The sequence below is a fragment of the Allomuricauda sp. F6463D genome, from assembly GCF_023015965.1.
Lineage (GTDB): Bacteria > Bacteroidota > Bacteroidia > Flavobacteriales > Flavobacteriaceae > Flagellimonas.
In genome coordinates this window covers 19154-35166 of record NZ_JALKAN010000003.1, presented here as the reverse complement: position 1 = coordinate 35166, position 16013 = coordinate 19154, and the positions used below count along the sequence as shown (strand labels likewise).

The window sequence follows — 16013 nt, the reverse complement described above, 5'->3', positions numbered from 1 at the left end:
ATTTACAAGAACACTAAAAACAAACCTATGAAACTTATTTTAAGATTATTGTTGAACGCCTTGGCCGTTGTAATACTATCTTACGTACTGCCTGGCGTAGGAGTAGACTCAATAATGACTGCAATTATTGTTGCCGTTGTACTTAGTCTCCTAAATTTTTTGGTAAAACCTATATTGGTCATCCTAACATTACCCATTACCATACTCACCCTTGGACTTTTCTTACTTGTAATCAATGCTATAATAATTCTTTTAACATCCAATCTCATTGATGGTTTCCATGTGACCAGTTTTTGGTGGGCCATCATTTTCAGTCTATTGCTTTCATTTTTACAAGCCATTTTACACTCTATTTTAAAAGAAGACCAATAGAAATCATTTTGTTTGAAAGTCAACGGTTTAAAAACTTGTCGACAACACAAAAAAGACTTACTTTTGCATCCCATTTTTGAAAAGCAAATTAGGTAGGAGATGAATATAACCAAAGAACAGATTGACGATCTTAATGCAGTTGTAAAAGTTGCTGTAAGCAAAGAAGACTATCAAGACAAAGTAGAGAAAATCCTGAAGGATTACAGAAAACAAGCTAACATTCCAGGCTTTAGAAAAGGACAAGTTCCGATGGGACTTATCAAAAAGCAGTACGGAAAGGCCGTTTTGGTGGATGAAGTGAACAAATTGCTACAAGACAATCTGAACAAATACCTTACAGAAGAAAAATTGGATGTTTTAGGAAATCCACTTCCAAAACAACAAGACGATTTTGACTGGGATAAGGACAGCCTCGATTTTGAATTTGAATTAGGCCTTGCCCCTAGCTTCGACGTAAACTTGAAGACCAAAAAAGCGGTCACGCATTATAAAATAGTGGCCGACAAGAAAATGATCAAGGAACAAGTGGAGCGTATTCAAAAGCAATACGGAAAATTGATTTCCAAGACCGAAGTGGGCAAATCAGATGAGATTACCGGTCTCTTTGCCAATGAAGCAGAGGAAATTGACCACAAGGCAACCATTGAGATGGACAAAATCAAAAGTAAAAAAGCTATTGATGCCCTAGTTGGAAAAAAAGTTGGAGATACTGTTACCCTTTCTACAAAAGGACTGTTTAAAGAAGATTACCTCCTTTCCAGTGCTTTAGGTATTGCCCAAGATAAAGCAGAAGGTTTAAAAGTCGATGTAACTTTCACTATTGAGGAAATCAACGAAAGAGAACCCGCAGTTTTGGATCAAGAGCTCTTTGACAAATTGTTTGGAGAAGGTAAAGTAACTTCCGAACAAGAAATGAAAGATAAAATCAAGGAAGATTCGGAAAAACAATTCGAACAACAATCCGATCAAAAGTTATTGAACGATATTACCGAAAAATTAATCGACGAAACCAAATTTGAGCTTCCTTCCGAATTCTTGAAAAAATGGATTCAGATCAGTGGTGAAAACCCACTAACCGAAGATGAGGCCAAAGAAGAGTTCGAAAAATCCGAGCAAGGTCTTCGTTATCAATTGATCGAAGGTAAAATCATCCAAGAGAACGAACTTCAAGTTCAATTTGATGAACTTAAGGATTTCGCCAAAGGATTCATCAAATCTCAAATGGCACAATATGGTCATATGGACCCAAAAGAAGAAGAATTGGAAAGTGTTGCTGCAAGGGTAATGAGCAATCAGGACGAAGTAAAGAGACTATCCGAGCAGTTGATGAGCCAAAAACTTTTGGACCTTTATAAAGAAAAAGCCAACCTTAAGGTTAAGGAAGTACCTTATGATGATTTTATCAAGGAAGCGTACAGCTAAGGCTTCACTAAAAGAAAATTAAGTATCTTTACGGTGCCGGAAAGCTAATTTTTCGGCACCTTTTTTTTAAGATAAATCGAGTTAAATCCTATGGATTACGGAAAAGAATTTAAAAAATACGCTACCCAGCACCATGGCATAAACAGCATGTACTATGACAAGATCATGAGTACCATGTATCCTATGAACATGACCCCGAATATCATTGAAGAAAGGCAATTGAACGCAGTTGCCATGGATGTTTTCTCCCGTTTGATGATGGACAGGATTATTTTTATGGGAACAGGAATAAATGATCAAGTGGCAAATATTGTACAAGCACAGTTACTTTTCTTGGAGAGTGCAGATGCCTCAAAGGACATTCAAATATATATTAACTCACCGGGAGGAAGCGTATATGCCGGCTTGGGTATATATGACACCATGCAGTTCATAAAACCTGACGTAGCCACTATTTGCACAGGAATAGCCGCATCCATGGCAGCTGTACTGCTCTGCGCTGGACAGGAAGGCAAACGTAGTGGATTACCTCATTCAAGAGTAATGATCCACCAACCACTCTCAGGAGCACAGGGACAAGCAAGTGACATCGAGATTGCAGCACAAGAAGTACTCAAGATCAAAGACGAACTGTATCAGGTCATTTCCAAGCATTCTGGTCAAACATTTGAAAAGGTATACGAAGACAGTGATCGTGATTATTGGATGAGAGCACCTGAGGCCAAAGCATACGGAATGATCGATGAAGTTTTAGTGAGAGAAAAATAAAAAAATATCCAATTATTTAAAAAACAGCCATTTAACGTAGAACAAATCCATATTTTTCACGTTATTAAGGGTTGAAGATTAGATTACTATGGCAAAAGAAAACTTGGAATGTTCTTTTTGTGGCAGAAAAAAGCCGGAAACCAATCTATTGATTGCAGGTTTAGACGCACATATATGTGATAGATGTATAGAACAAGCCCATAGCATTGTAGCCGAAGAGTCCAAACAAACCAAAAATCAAGATTTATCTTCCGAATTGGTCTTGAAAAAACCAATGGAGATCCATGATTTTCTGGACACTTTTGTTATTGGTCAAGAAAGGACAAAAAAGGTAATGTCCGTTGCAGTGTACAACCACTACAAAAGATTGATGCAACCCAAAGGTAAGGACGAGGAAATCGAAATACAGAAGAGTAATATTGTAATGGTTGGTCAAACAGGTACAGGAAAAACACTTATCGCCAAGACCATTGCCAAAATGCTAAATGTACCCCTTGCCATTGTTGACGCAACGGTTTTAACTGAGGCAGGGTATGTTGGTGAAGATGTAGAAAGTATCTTGACCCGTTTGTTACAAGCCGCAGACTACAATTTGGAAAAAGCGGAGCGTGGTATTGTTTTTATTGATGAAATTGACAAAATCGCACGAAAAAGCGATAATCCATCCATTACCCGAGATGTTTCTGGGGAAGGGGTTCAACAAGGACTTTTAAAACTATTGGAAGGAACCACTGTGAACGTTCCACCTAAAGGTGGTCGTAAACACCCCGACCAAAAGTTCATAGAAGTCAACACAGAAAATATACTATTTGTGGCGGGCGGTGCTTTTGATGGTATTGAACGTATTATAACCAAACGTTTGAATATGCAAGCCGTAGGCTATAGCGCATCAAAAGCAGAAGAAAATCTGGATCAAGAAAATATACTCCAGTATATTATACCCAAAGATTTAAAAGAGTTTGGTCTTATTCCAGAAATAATAGGAAGGCTCCCGGTACTTACCCACATGAACCCGTTGGATGCAAAAACACTACGGGCCATTTTAACAGAACCTAAGAACGCCATTATAAAACAGTATGAAAAACTGTTTGCAATGGATGACATTAAATTTACCATTACCGACCAGGCATTGGATTACATTGTGGAAAAAGCTGTGGAATATAAGCTTGGTGCAAGAGGTTTACGTTCTTTATGTGAAGCCGTATTCACCGACGCCATGTTTACATTGCCAAGTAGTAATGAAACTGAGTTCAAGGTGACCAAGGGTTATGCCGAGAAAAAACTATCGTACGAAACAGTCAAAAAATTAAAAGCGGTTTCTTAAACCGCTTTTTTTGTGATATTTTCCAACAATTCAAGGCTAATTTCTGAAATTATCTTTTCATCCGAATAAAGGGTATGTCCAAAATTGGGGACCATTTTAATATCTGCCCCTACCCTTTGAATCCATTTTAATTGCGGTTTACAAGAATCGCAATCTCCGTATATTAATTTTATTTTGGTATTGGGTATTTCTACTTCCGACTCAATCCCAATAGCAGAAATCGCGGTTATGGATTTGGCTGGCAATTTTTTTAAAGAAGCTTTATAAATTATAGTTGCTCCCGTTCCAAATGCCAAATAATGAGCTGGTTCTGTTTCTTTCCTAAGCAAATTGGAGACAGCTCTATCTATTCCTTGTTCATTAAAGGCATTGTCTATATTTTCTTCCGAAGATATAGAAACATCGATATCCCCAAGTTGTTGGGAATCGTGGAAAACAATATCGTAGTATTGTTGAAGATAGCCAAAATATGAGGCTATCCATAATCCTTTTTTAGCTCCCCACTTATCTGAAATTACAACAAGTTTTTCTGCCATGGTAGTAATGGTTTTGTGTTTATTTATAGGAATTAATCCTCCGAAATTTCACTAATAAACGTCACAAATCCTCTTTTATTTGTTTAACAGAAAAATTTCAACGACGAATGACCTTAACTTACGAAAACGTTTTCGTAAATCACACAAAAGATGTACGTTATGTAAAAAATCATTCTTAAGTGTTCATTCGAAGTAACTCTTCTAAACAATCTCTATTGTTGGACAGTCTGGGGATTTTATGCTGTCCTCCCAATTTATTCTTGGATTTCAGCCAATCGTGGAACAAGTTTTTACGCGCAATATGCACTTTTGGCATTTTCAAGGTAACATCGTTGTACCTCTTAGCTTCGTAATCAGAGTTAAGGGCCTTTAGAGCGTTATCCAATCCTTCTGTAAAGAATGTTGTGTCTTTTGGGGGTTTTCTAAATTCTATGATCCATTCATGGGCGCCTTTTTCCTTGCCCGTCATAAAGATGGGTGCAGCGGTATAATCCATGATTTCAGCATCGGTTTTTTCGCAAATTTGTTTTAGGGCTTCCTCTGCGTTTTCAATAATCAGTTCCTCTCCAAAAACATTGATATGGTGTTTGGTTCGGCCTGTAATTTTAATCCTATATGGATTTTTGGACGTAAATCGAACGGTATCCCCGATTTTATAGCGCCACAATCCAGCATTTGTAGTAATGATCAATGCATAGTTGACGCCCAACTGTACTTCCCAAAGCGGGATGGCAAGTTCGCCTTGTCCATTGGAGTCTAAAGGAACAAATTCATAAAAAATGCCATAATCCAACATCAACAACAGCTCATCTGAATTATTTTGATCTTGAATACCAAAGAATCCTTCAGACGCATTGTACGTTTCGTAATAATTGAACTTATTTCTGGGCAGTAGCTTTTCGTATTGATTTTTATAGGGTGTAAAACTAACCCCTCCATGAAAGTAGACCTCGAGATTTTCCCATACCTCAAACAAATGATTCTTACCCGTTTTCTCCAATACTTGATTCAACAACACTAACATCCAAGAAGGCACACCAGCCAAGCTTGTCACATTTTCTCGTATACTCTCTTCGATAATCGCCTCCAGTTTGGATTCCCATTCCGTCATTAAAGAAACCTTGTTACTGGGTGTACTGCTGTATTCGGCCCACAACGGCATATTATCAATCAAAATAGCGGAAAGGTCACCAAAAAAGGTTCCATTATCCTCATATAGCTCCTTACTACCACCCAAACGGAGTCCCTTACCTGTAAAAAGCTGGGAATTTTCATTGTTGTTTAGATAAAGACACAATAAATCTTTGCTTGATTTATAATGGCAATCTTCAAGGGCTTCTGTACTCACAGGTATAAACTTGCTCTTGGCATTGGTAGTGCCACTGCTCTTTGCAAACCATTTTATGGAGGTTGGCCAAAAAAGGTTCTGCTCGCCTCGCCTGGTACGCTCTATCATGGGTGCAATATCTTCGTAAGTTACAATAGGCACCCGGTTTCTGAACTCTTCATACTTTAACGAGTCCTGAAAACCATGCTGTTTTCCTACCATGGTGTCTTTCGAAAAATCCACAAGTTGGTGCAGCACCTCATCCTGAACTTCCAAAGGGTACTTTAAAAAAAGCTCTATTTGATGATAGCGTTTACGTAATAGCCAAGACGCGATGGAGTTGAATAATGGTATTGCCATTTTAGGTATCTTTAACCAAAGAAACTTAGGTTGGTACAGTTGCTAAAATAGCTTTTCTAACCCTCATTTTCAAATAAGACAAACACATTCATTTTAATATGCTATACGAAGGAGTCCTGAGAAAGATGCAGACCGAGATTGGAAGCCCCATTCAATATTATTTGGTTTTTAAAAATGACTTTATCAACATGAATCAAAGTCTGAACAAGGAGCTTCAGATAGATTTCATAAAATACCAATGTTTAAACTGTGGGGAAGATAAACCTATCTACAGACAGGGGTTTTGTAAATCTTGTTTTTTTGAAACACCCCAAGCGGGTGATTGGATCATGAAACCCGAATTGAGCACCGCGCATTTGGACAAGGTGGACCGTGACCTTGAATTTGAAAAAAAAGTACAGCTACAACCACACATTGTATACTTAGCGAATTCCAGCAACATTAAAGTTGGTGTTACCCGTAAAACCCAAATTCCCACACGTTGGATAGACCAAGGTGCACATGAAGCGATTGAAATCGTAGAGGTGCCCAACCGTTATTTGGCTGGAATCACAGAAGTCGCGTTAAAAGAGTTTGTCAGTGACAAAACCAGCTGGCAAAAAATGCTGAAAAACGATATTGAGGATGTGGACTTGGTGGAATGGCGGAACAAATTAAAGGCCAGTATTCCTGATGAGGTAATAGATTATTATCTGGATGACAAAGAAGAAACACATTTAGATTTTCCCGTCTTAAAATATCCTGAAAAGGTAAAGAGTCTCAATTTGGATAAAACACCGAGCTACAAAGGCGTTCTTAAAGGCATCAAAGGGCAGTATCTTATTTTTGAAGATAATACAGTGTTCAATGTAAGGGGGAGTGAAGGGTATTATGTAGGCATCAATTTAAGTTGATATTGGCATCTAAAACTTAAACCGCTACTTCAACAAAACAGGCATGAGCAAAAAAATAAAACTTACCGAAGCCATCTCCATTGGGATTGGGGGCATGGTAGGCGGAGGTATTTTTGCAGTTTTGGGCTTGGCCGTGACCTTATCCAAAGGCGGTACGCCCATTGCTTTCCTTTTTGCCGGCATTTTGGCTTTGATAACCTCATATAGCTACGTAAAACTTTCAAATACCTTTCCGGATAGGGGCGGCACCGTAAAGTTCATAAACCAAGGTTTTGGTAAAACCATATTTAGTGGTGGCATCAACAATTTGCTATGGGTAAGTTATATCATCATGCTATCGCTATATGCTTCGGCATTTGGTTCCTATGCCCCAAACCTGCTCTCGTTGACAGGTGGCGAACTGGATTTTCACATTTATGCAAGTGCCATTATAATTTTGGCCTCCATTATCAATTATTACAGTGTTAAAGTGGTTGGTATGATAGAATCCTATGCCGTGGTGATAAAACTTGTGATCTTAATAGCGTTTATCTGTGTTGGCCTATATGGATTGATGGGCAACCCCAATTTGGAACAATTATCTCCCGAAAATTGGGAAGCACCCTTACAACTGTTGACTGGTGGAATGGTCATATTTGTTGCTTATGAAGGTTTTGAATTGATTGCCAACTCCGCCCCCGATATCAAAAACCCGAAAAAGAATATTGCCAGAGCCTATTACATTTCCATAATTTTTGTGGTCCTTTTGTACATCATCATCGCAGTAGTAACCGTTGGTTCTCTTCCATTTGATCAGATTAAAACAGCCGAGGACTACGTGTTGGCTGAAGCTGCCAAGCCCATGCTGGGACAAACAGGCTTTACCATTATCACAATTGCTGCGCTTATCTCAACTTTTTCAGCCATAAATGCATCGCTTTACGGAGGCAGCCGCGTAAGTTATGAAATTGCCGAAGATGACGAACTTCCCCACCAATTCACGTATCAGTTATGGAACCAGCCCATCGGTCTCCTAATCACATCCATCCTAACCCTTATCTTGACCAACACCCTAAAATTGGAAAGTATTTCCACTGCGGGCAGTGTAGGCTTCCTGTTCATCTTTGCCATGGTCAATTTCGTAGGTTTTAAGTTATCCAATAAGACCAACAGTATTAAAGCACTTCCGCTAATAGGCTTCGTCCTTTGCACCGTTGCCACTTTTGTTTTGCTACAACAACAGTATACTAGCAACAGAACAGGCGTGATTATCTCCATTTCCATTATGGGCTCTTGCTTTTTGATCGAGTATCTATATAAATGGTTTGAGAGCAATAGAAAATAAGCCCCAACGTACTGTTTTATAGCGCTATATCAATAAAAAGGTTTATTTTTCAGGAAGTTATCAATTTTACGCCCTCCCCCACCAAACTTTTAAACCAACCAAATGAAAAAGTTTCCAAATGCTTTTGTAATTCTGCTCGGGGTAATTTTTTTAGGGTGGATACTCACCTATATCGTACCCCAAGGAAGCTACGAAAGAATTGTGGACCCAGAAACTGGAATTACAAAAGTGGTCAACGATTCCTATGCATTAAAAAATACAAGTAGCCCTTCATTTTTCGATCTTCTGGTCTCCATCCCAAAGGGGATTGTAGGAAGGGCAGAGCTTATTGCCCTAGTACTTTTGATTGGAGGTTGTTTTTGTATCATTGAAAAAACAGAAGCCTTTAACCACGGTTTGGTAAAACTTGTATCATTGTTAAAGGGAAGAGAAAGTCTGGCACTTATACTCATTGTCGCACTTTTTACCGCGGGCGGGGTAACTATTGGGCTTCAGGAAGAAGTCGTTGCCATGACGCCCATTTTGTTGCTTTTCGGAAAAAGTATGGGGTACAATGTCTTTACCATGCTTTTTGCCAGTTACGGCTCCACTGTTTTGGGAAGTTCTTTTAGTCCCTCCAACCCCTTTGGGGTCATCATCGCACAAAAGGAAGCGGCACTTCCCTTACTTTCTGGAAGCTCGCTTCGAATGATAGTCCTTATAATCGCCTTTGTCTTATGGGTGGCTTACCTCCTTTATTATGCCAACAGGAACCGGATTGAAAAAATACAAATGCCCTCCCAAAATGCAACGATGTCCCTAAGCAGTAAAATAATCTTATCACTATTAGGTTTTACGTTCGCCATTGTAATTTATGGAATAATTCAATTTGAATGGGGTTTTAGTGAAATGTCAGGTTGCTTTTTTGCTTTGGGTATCATAGCAGGGCTTGTAGCAAAAATGGGTTGGAACAAAACAAGCGAAACCTACATAGCGGGTATGAAAGAAATGGTCTTTGCCTGTATCATAATCGGTTTGGCCAATAGTATTTCCATCCTATTACAAGATGGCATGATCATGGACACCATTGTTTATGGTCTTTTTGGCCCATTGCAAAATTTTTCCCCAGCTGTATCAGGGGTACTCATGATGGTTTCCCATGTGTTGCTGCATTTTCCGGTTCCAAGCTATTCCGGACAGGCAATTTTAACCTTGCCCATTTTGGTTCCCCTATCGGATTTAATAGGATTATCCAGACAAGTTTGTGTTTTGGCCTATCAATATGGGGCGATAATGGCCGATATGATTGTTCCTACCAACGGTGCATTGATGGCCATACTTGCCATAGCAAACGTTCCTTATAACAAATGGCTCAGATTTGCACTAAAACCTACATTGCTCATACTATTGGTCGGAGCACTGACCATAGTAACAGCAGTTGCTATTGGTTACAGTTAATCTGCGACTTTTTTTTGTAGATTAGACAAACCTATTCAGCCAGAATATGCTCAAGTTTTTCAGAAAAATCAGAAAAAAATTGATTGCTGAAAGAAAAGTAAGCAATTACATTTTTTATGCCATTGGTGAAATTGTGCTAGTGGTCATCGGGATTCTTATCGCTCTTGCCATAAACAATGCCAATGAAGACAGTATCAAAAACAAAAAAGAACAAGCATACCTCATTGGCCTTAAAAATGAATTTGAGACAAGTAAATTAAAACTACAAGAACTCATCAGGGTGAACAAGGTGAGTTATGAAGCTGCCAAAAGCATAGTTTCCCTCATGGATATGGAGAAAACACCTTCGGAAAAGGAAATGTCCGAACTTTTTATTGATGCTTTTGCATTTGACATTTTCTTCAACCCGAACAATTCTCTTTTGAATGAAATGATCAATTCTGGCAGTTTAAAGGATGTTTCAAATGATACATTAAGAATAAGGCTTACCAATTGGGTGGCCACTATGGACGATATTGCCAACCAAGAAAAGTTTCTCGGCGACCAAAGGACCAATATTGTGGATTGGTTCAGAACCCAAGGGCATAGTATCAGAACAATTTTGGACTATACCGGAATGTCATCGGAGCTGGGCATTCACAAAGAAAAAGAACCGGTCAGCAACTTATCCGCCTTAAGGTCCATTGCTTTTGAAAACAATATTCTTCTATTTATCATTACCAGTAAGTCCACGGAAACCGAACACTACAATCCTTTAATGCAAAGTCTTGATGAAATTCTAAATTTGCTGGACAGTGAAATAAAGGAATAAAATAGGCTGTCCAAACACTATTGAGACACGTCATTCTTAATTTATTTCAAGTTCTCATCATATTGCAAACGAATTATAATGAGAACCTGAATCAAGTTCAGGCTGACGAAAACTCACATTTTAAACAGCCTCCTAGTTTTTAGTTTACGGTATCTTTCTTTTTATTGAGCAGTCCGCCCAAAATGGATTTGGCAGCATTTTTCACCTCTTCCTTCTTCTCCGTTTTGGAAGTATCCGTTGCTTCGTTTTCTTTGCTTCCTCCCAAAATATTTCCAATGGTTTCCTTCACACCATTGGATTCGGTGGAAGTAGTATCCGATTCATCCTTATTAAATACATCGGATAGTAGGTCTTTTGCTTTGTCCTTACCTTGGTTCACTAATTTTTGCTTTTGCATCTCCACCAATTTCGAGGTCAAGGTCTTTACACTCGATGTTAAATCTGTACTTACGGATGGATTGGTGAAATCACCTCCAATATTTGCGGTCACAGGAACGGTGACTTCTTCCAGACTGTCGTCGTTTAATTGCGAAATAAGATTACTGACCTCAGAACCCAAATATTTGGCAGGCACATCAAAAGTTGCTGAATAATTCAATTGTTTTTCAAACGAGTGGCTTCCGTCAACATTGATGGCAATATCCTTATAATTCAAAGTAAACGGTTTTACTTTCACCGTGCCGTTTTCAAAAGTCAAGGCGGTTTTAAGTCCATCCAAATTAATTTCCTCGGTATTTAAAAAATTAAGTTTACTGTCCAAAGCGGAAACCAAAGGTGCATTTTGGGTGTCTATGGTGGGTGATAGTAGTTCTGCCAATAAATCACCGGAAATGGTGGCCAAGTTCGGAGTTAGATCATCCTTCAAATTTCCAGATATTTTGACTTCTGAATTTAGTTTTCCTTCGATGGCACTGGCCAAAGGTGTCAATACTTTAAAAAGATCTAATCCCGCAACGGATTCCCCAATGTTAAAGTCGCTCATTCCTAAATCAACATCAAAGGTAGAGTCGTCCTGTTTCGTGGACACCGACCCAGATAAGCCCAATGAACCCCCGAACAAATTGGAGGTAAGATTTTTTAAGGTGGCTGTTTCATCTTTGATCACCAAGGTCCCTTTTACATTTTTCAGGTTAAGGTTATCATAAACCACTGTATTGGCAGAGGCGTCAATGGTACAATCTAAGAAAGACGGTATTTTGATTTGTTCCTCACCCGTTGTTGTAGTGGAAGATCCTGTCTCTGCTTCAGTTGTTCCTTGTTCTACTTCAGTTTCCTCTACCATAAAATCACTCAAGACAAACCGATTAGAGCTCAAGGAAAAATTCCCTTCAATATTTTCATCGTTGAACATAAAGCCCAACAAATTGGTGAGTGTTCCTTTTGCGTCAAAATCTGTGCTTCCCGTTTTTCCGGTAAATTCATCCAAACTCACCGTATTTGGGTTAAAGGTAACCGCTGCCATATTGATAGCCACAGGGTTTTTAAGTTCTTCCGAATCGTACTCGAAACCTGAAACCGAAGCTTTACCACTTGTTTTGGTATTTTGGTACTGCTTGTTTTCCAAGGATGCCATATCAAAGGCCGTGGTAACATCGGCATTCAAAATTCCTTTGAGATTGTAATCATCCGGCACAGGGTAGGCCTGGGAAATGTTGGCCAGGTTAATTCTACCATCCATATGAGCACTGACTTTGGTGTTGCCCATCAACTCCCTGATTTTGGCATTGAGGTTAAATTTATCCTCATCTATCAGAAACGATAATCTGTTAATGTTGACATAGGTGTCCTCTACAATACCTGTTTCGTTGTTAATCTCAGTATCGATATACACATTTCGTACAGATTTTGGCAAATCGGGATATTTGAAGGATGCATTTTCTGAGTTGATGGCGATTTTGAAAGCAGGGATATGCTCATCATCGACCACTCCTTTAAACTCCCCGTTCACCTCAAAATTTCCTGTGGTTTCCACATTTTCAATGTTGGAAGCATAAGCTTCGGGAATCACAGCTAAAAAGTTTTTAAAATCCGAGGATGGCGTTTTAAAAGTGATATCCACCGCTTGATTTTCCTCGTTTATCTGCACGAAACCATCAAAAACCAATGGTAATTGATTGATCATGGCCTTGTTTTCCAAAAAAGTATATTTGTTCTCACTCAGGTCAATTCCTATAAGCGCATCCAAGTTAATTTTATTCTTATTGAGGTATTTGGTACTGTCCATTTCAAAAGACACCAAAGCATCGGTAAGGGTTTTTAGTTCCGATTTTTCCAACGATAAGTCACCAGTTCCGGAATGATTCATTTCGGTTATTTCCAACTTCATTCCAGTAGCCAAATCCTCATAAATAATCTCGGAATTGGTTATGGTGTATGAATCCATATTTAAACTAAAATTATCAGTCGCCTCTTCTGTGGTTGATGAAGATGTTTCTTCACTTTCCTTCGCAATATCATAATTGGCATTTCCTTCGGCATCTGCTTTAATATGCACTTTGGCGCCATCTATATTGAATGTTTTAATGACAATTGACTCATCGGCGGATTTAAAAAGCTCTTTTATGGACATGGCCAGTTCTATCTTTGAGGAAGAGAAAAGGGTATCACCCTCAAATGGGGCCTTGTTTACCAAGGAAAGCTCGGCAATTTCCACATTGGCATTTGGAAAACTTCTGAGAAGGCTAAGATCTGCTTCTTCAAAATCCAACGTAGCGTTCATGCTACTATTCGCTTTGTTTTTGATAATTTCTTCAATTTTTCCTTGAAGAAACAAGGGGAGTGCAATAATAATTGCAAGTAGGACAAGTAGGGTTATTCCAGTAATTTTTAGGACTTTTTTCTTCATACTTCGGTGTTTTACAACAAAATAAGGGAGAAGCTTTAATCCAATGAAATTTCCTCTCCTATTTTTAAGTTAAATCTTTTTCTCATTAGATATACGAAAAAATAGAGCAAAGGGGTGTCGAGGAGGGCGATTATCATTTTAAAAACAACTCCACTAATGAGCAATCCATAAAACTTGTCCCAAGGAAGTACACCAAAAATGCATAGAAGGCCCACCACAGTAAAGGTGTCTATAAACTGTGATGAAAAGGTTGAAAAGTTGTTTCTAAGCCAGAGCATCTTTCCTTTAGTTACCCGTTTCCAGAAATGGTAAATCGTTATATCAATATATTGGGCACCCAAATAGGCCAACATAGATGCCAATACGCCTAATGGCGACAACCCAAACACAGCGGTAAACGTTGCATCATCCACAGGTGATGAGGGAATTGCTGTTGAGTAAATAGCTAATAATATGATTCCCATGGAGAAAAGTGAAGCGAAAATCCCAGCGGTGACCACTTGGTTTGCCTTTTTCCTTCCATAAATTTCAGATATCAAATCAGTTATTAAAAAAGTAATGGGATAAGGTAATATCCCAACAGAAAGTTCAAAAAGTGGCGCTCCAAAAACGGTAATGTCCCCAAATGGCTTCCACAGGAAAAATTTTTGAAAGATTAGGTTCGACACTACCAACGAAGTAATGAACAACGCTCCTAAATATAAATAAATAGAAAATGCTAACTTCTTGTCCTTTTGCGCCATGTGCTCTATAAAAACTCCTTTAAGGAATTACTAAAATGGACTTATTGAATTTTTAGACTAAACGGCATCTTGGCCTGAATTCCCTCTTGTTTGGTAAATCGTTTGAATTCTTTTAAAATTTCATAGGCTTCCGATCCTACTTCCTCTTTTATGACGGACTCTCCAATTTTGGATTTCATCGACCCAAAATCTTCCATAAACTCTTCAAAATCGGATTTGTACTTAGGGTACTTACGAATTCCGTAGTCTTGCAATTCGGCCATATCGGCAGCAATGGCAATAGCGTCATCCAAATTACCGAGCTCATCGACCAAACCAAGTGCTTTGGCATCCACACCGCTCCAGACCCTACCTTGGGCAATTTCATTTACCTGTTCCACAGACATATTACGCCCTTGGGACACACGATCCAAAAAAGTAGCGTAGGTATTTTCTACGCTCTCTTGCATAACTTTGCGGAAAGTGTCGGTCATGGGTTCAAAAAAGGAATAATCCACAGAGTTTTGGTTGGTGCCCACTTGCTCTGCATTAATGCCTATATCCTGAGATAGCTCATGAATGTTGGGAATAGTTCCAAAAACACCTATGGAGCCAGTTATTGTAGTAGGTTCGGCAACTATTTTATTACTTGCAACTCCAATATAGTAACCACCTGAAGCTGCCACATCGCCAAAAGAAACTACTAGTGGTTTTTCCTTTTTGGCCAATTGCATTTCTCTCCAAATAATATCGGAGACTAAGGCGCTACCACCGGGGGAGTTCACACGAACTACTATCGCTTTAATGCTCTCGTTGTCCACCGCTTTGTGCAAAGCATCAATAATAAGTCCTTGACCTATGTAGTCTTTACCACCTTCACCACCTATAATTTCACCTTGGGCATAAATTACAGCCACTTTATCTGCACCCGTTCTAATTTTCTTTTGGCTCGCTTTCCTCACATAATCAGTAAGCTCAACATAATTCAATTCATCATTTTCTGATAACCCCATTCTTTCTTTGAGCAAATTCTCATATTCATCATAATGTAACACTCCGTCCACAAGTTTTGAACTTACAGCGTATTCAGGTGTTCTTCCACCAAGGGTATCTGCTATTATATTCAAGTTTTGAGGTGTAATGTTTCTTGATTCTGAAATATCATCAACCATAATGCTCCAAATAGAGGTGATGAGTTCTTTGATCTGCATACGGTTTTCATCACTCATCGTATCGGAAAGATAGGGCTCTACCGCACTTTTATACTTTCCATGACGAATCACCTCCATTTTTATTCCAGATTTTTCCTGTAGCCCTTTATAAAAAAGCACTTCGCTTGCCAAGCCCTTAAAGTCCAAAATGCCCACGGGATTCAAATATACCTCATCCGAAACACTGGCCAGGTAATAATCCTTTTGCGCATAGACATCTGAATGTGACATTACAAATTTGCCCGTGGATTTAAAATCCAGTAAGGCATGCCTTATCTCACGGGTCTGTGCTAGGCCTGCTTGTAAATATCCGGTGGTAATACTTATCCCATTGATATTATCATCGTTTTTGGCAACCTCAATAGCGTGTAAAATCTCGTCCAAACCGAGTTCTTCACCTACAAAGGCTGCAAATGGATCGGTATCATCTTTTCCTGTATAGTCCAGGATTGGGGCTATAAAACTAATCTCCAGTACGGAATTCTCCTTAACAACAACTCCGTCATCCATACTTCCAATAAGGGCCATAAAGATGAAAAACATCCCTACAATAATCATAAATGCCACCAAGCTCCCCAAAATTGAGGCCAGTAAGTTTCTTAAAAACTTCATCCAATAAAATTTAATCCGCTTCAAATATAACCATTGTAGTATTGTTTTG

Annotated in this window: 13 protein-coding genes; 8 read left to right on the top strand and 5 right to left on the bottom strand. The window is 38.9% G+C overall.

Going from position 1 to position 16013, the window contains the following annotated elements; genetic code table 11:
- Window positions 1-27: 27 nt before the first annotated feature.
- The 4 genes from MWU56_RS13820 to clpX all read left to right on the top strand — a co-directional run bounded on the left by MWU56_RS13820 (window position 28) and on the right by clpX (window position 3886).
- A complete protein-coding gene (locus MWU56_RS13820; RefSeq protein WP_247045308.1) occupies window positions 28-372 on the top strand; it encodes a phage holin family protein in 345 nt (114 codons plus the stop codon).
- Between the two features lie 99 nt (window positions 373-471).
- The gene (tig, locus tag MWU56_RS13815; protein ID WP_247045306.1) at window positions 472-1794 is read left to right on the top strand and encodes a trigger factor; all 1323 of its coding nucleotides are present in this window, start codon (window positions 472-474) and stop codon (window positions 1792-1794) included.
- Between the two features lie 90 nt (window positions 1795-1884).
- Window positions 1885-2562: an ATP-dependent Clp endopeptidase proteolytic subunit ClpP gene (gene clpP / locus MWU56_RS13810; protein ID WP_247045304.1), complete on the top strand. Its 678-nt coding sequence runs from the start codon at window positions 1885-1887 to the stop codon at window positions 2560-2562.
- Window positions 2563-2650: 88 nt separating this feature from the next.
- Entirely contained in the window at window positions 2651-3886 is a 1236-nt protein-coding gene (gene clpX, locus MWU56_RS13805) for an ATP-dependent Clp protease ATP-binding subunit ClpX (protein WP_247045303.1), read from the top strand.
- Here the strand turns inward: clpX and MWU56_RS13800 are convergent.
- Window positions 3883-4422, bottom strand: coding sequence for a hypothetical protein (locus MWU56_RS13800; RefSeq protein ID WP_247045301.1), 540 nt, complete (start codon window positions 4420-4422; stop codon window positions 3883-3885). The genes clpX and MWU56_RS13800 overlap by 4 nt on opposite strands.
- A gap of 175 nt (window positions 4423-4597) precedes the next feature.
- Window positions 4598-6109, bottom strand: a complete 1512-nt coding sequence (locus MWU56_RS13795; protein WP_247045299.1) for a GH3 auxin-responsive promoter family protein — start codon at window positions 6107-6109, stop codon at window positions 4598-4600.
- Between the two features lie 98 nt (window positions 6110-6207).
- Between MWU56_RS13795 and MWU56_RS13790 the strand changes: the two genes are divergently transcribed.
- The 4 genes from MWU56_RS13790 to MWU56_RS13775 all read left to right on the top strand — a co-directional run bounded on the left by MWU56_RS13790 (window position 6208) and on the right by MWU56_RS13775 (window position 10574).
- Window positions 6208-7002 (top strand): DUF2797 domain-containing protein, encoded by a 795-nt coding sequence (locus tag MWU56_RS13790; protein WP_247045297.1) that lies wholly within the window; start codon window positions 6208-6210, stop codon window positions 7000-7002.
- Window positions 7003-7045: 43 nt separating this feature from the next.
- The gene (locus MWU56_RS13785) at window positions 7046-8326 is read left to right on the top strand and encodes an APC family permease (protein WP_247045295.1); all 1281 of its coding nucleotides are present in this window, start codon (window positions 7046-7048) and stop codon (window positions 8324-8326) included.
- A 102-nt stretch (window positions 8327-8428) separates the two neighbouring features.
- Complete coding sequence (locus MWU56_RS13780; RefSeq protein ID WP_247045293.1) at window positions 8429-9763, top strand: YfcC family protein; 1335 nt, start codon at window positions 8429-8431, stop codon at window positions 9761-9763.
- A 46-nt stretch (window positions 9764-9809) separates the two neighbouring features.
- The gene (locus tag MWU56_RS13775; protein WP_247045291.1) at window positions 9810-10574 is read left to right on the top strand and encodes a DUF6090 family protein; all 765 of its coding nucleotides are present in this window, start codon (window positions 9810-9812) and stop codon (window positions 10572-10574) included.
- A gap of 139 nt (window positions 10575-10713) precedes the next feature.
- On the opposite strand, the gene MWU56_RS13770 is transcribed toward MWU56_RS13775, so the two are convergent.
- From MWU56_RS13770 to sppA, 3 genes are read right to left on the bottom strand one after another with little or no spacing between them, the layout of a single operon-like run.
- A complete protein-coding gene (locus MWU56_RS13770) occupies window positions 10714-13419 on the bottom strand; it encodes an AsmA family protein (RefSeq protein ID WP_247045289.1) in 2706 nt (901 codons plus the stop codon).
- A gap of 35 nt (window positions 13420-13454) precedes the next feature.
- The gene (locus MWU56_RS13765; protein WP_247045287.1) at window positions 13455-14162 is read right to left on the bottom strand and encodes a queuosine precursor transporter; all 708 of its coding nucleotides are present in this window, start codon (window positions 14160-14162) and stop codon (window positions 13455-13457) included.
- A gap of 41 nt (window positions 14163-14203) precedes the next feature.
- Complete coding sequence (gene sppA, locus MWU56_RS13760) at window positions 14204-15964, bottom strand: signal peptide peptidase SppA (RefSeq protein ID WP_247045285.1); 1761 nt, start codon at window positions 15962-15964, stop codon at window positions 14204-14206.
- Window positions 15965-16013: the final 49 nt, after the last annotated feature.

Coding starts and splice junctions, on each gene's coding strand:
- MWU56_RS13770 (WP_247045289.1), bottom strand. CDS start 13,419: ATGAAGAAAAAAGTCCTAAAAATTACTGGAATAACCCTACTTGTCCTA.
- MWU56_RS13785 (WP_247045295.1), top strand. CDS start 7,046: ATGAGCAAAAAAATAAAACTTACCGAAGCCATCTCCATTGGGATTGGG.
- clpP (WP_247045304.1), top strand. CDS start 1,885: ATGGATTACGGAAAAGAATTTAAAAAATACGCTACCCAGCACCATGGC.
- MWU56_RS13795 (WP_247045299.1), bottom strand. CDS start 6,109: ATGGCAATACCATTATTCAACTCCATCGCGTCTTGGCTATTACGTAAA.
- clpX (WP_247045303.1), top strand. CDS start 2,651: ATGGCAAAAGAAAACTTGGAATGTTCTTTTTGTGGCAGAAAAAAGCCG.
- MWU56_RS13765 (WP_247045287.1), bottom strand. CDS start 14,162: ATGGCGCAAAAGGACAAGAAGTTAGCATTTTCTATTTATTTATATTTA.
- MWU56_RS13790 (WP_247045297.1), top strand. CDS start 6,208: ATGCTATACGAAGGAGTCCTGAGAAAGATGCAGACCGAGATTGGAAGC.
- MWU56_RS13775 (WP_247045291.1), top strand. CDS start 9,810: ATGCTCAAGTTTTTCAGAAAAATCAGAAAAAAATTGATTGCTGAAAGA.
- sppA (WP_247045285.1), bottom strand. CDS start 15,964: ATGAAGTTTTTAAGAAACTTACTGGCCTCAATTTTGGGGAGCTTGGTG.
- MWU56_RS13800 (WP_247045301.1), bottom strand. CDS start 4,422: ATGGCAGAAAAACTTGTTGTAATTTCAGATAAGTGGGGAGCTAAAAAA.
- MWU56_RS13820 (WP_247045308.1), top strand. CDS start 28: ATGAAACTTATTTTAAGATTATTGTTGAACGCCTTGGCCGTTGTAATA.
- MWU56_RS13780 (WP_247045293.1), top strand. CDS start 8,429: ATGAAAAAGTTTCCAAATGCTTTTGTAATTCTGCTCGGGGTAATTTTT.
- tig (WP_247045306.1), top strand. CDS start 472: ATGAATATAACCAAAGAACAGATTGACGATCTTAATGCAGTTGTAAAA.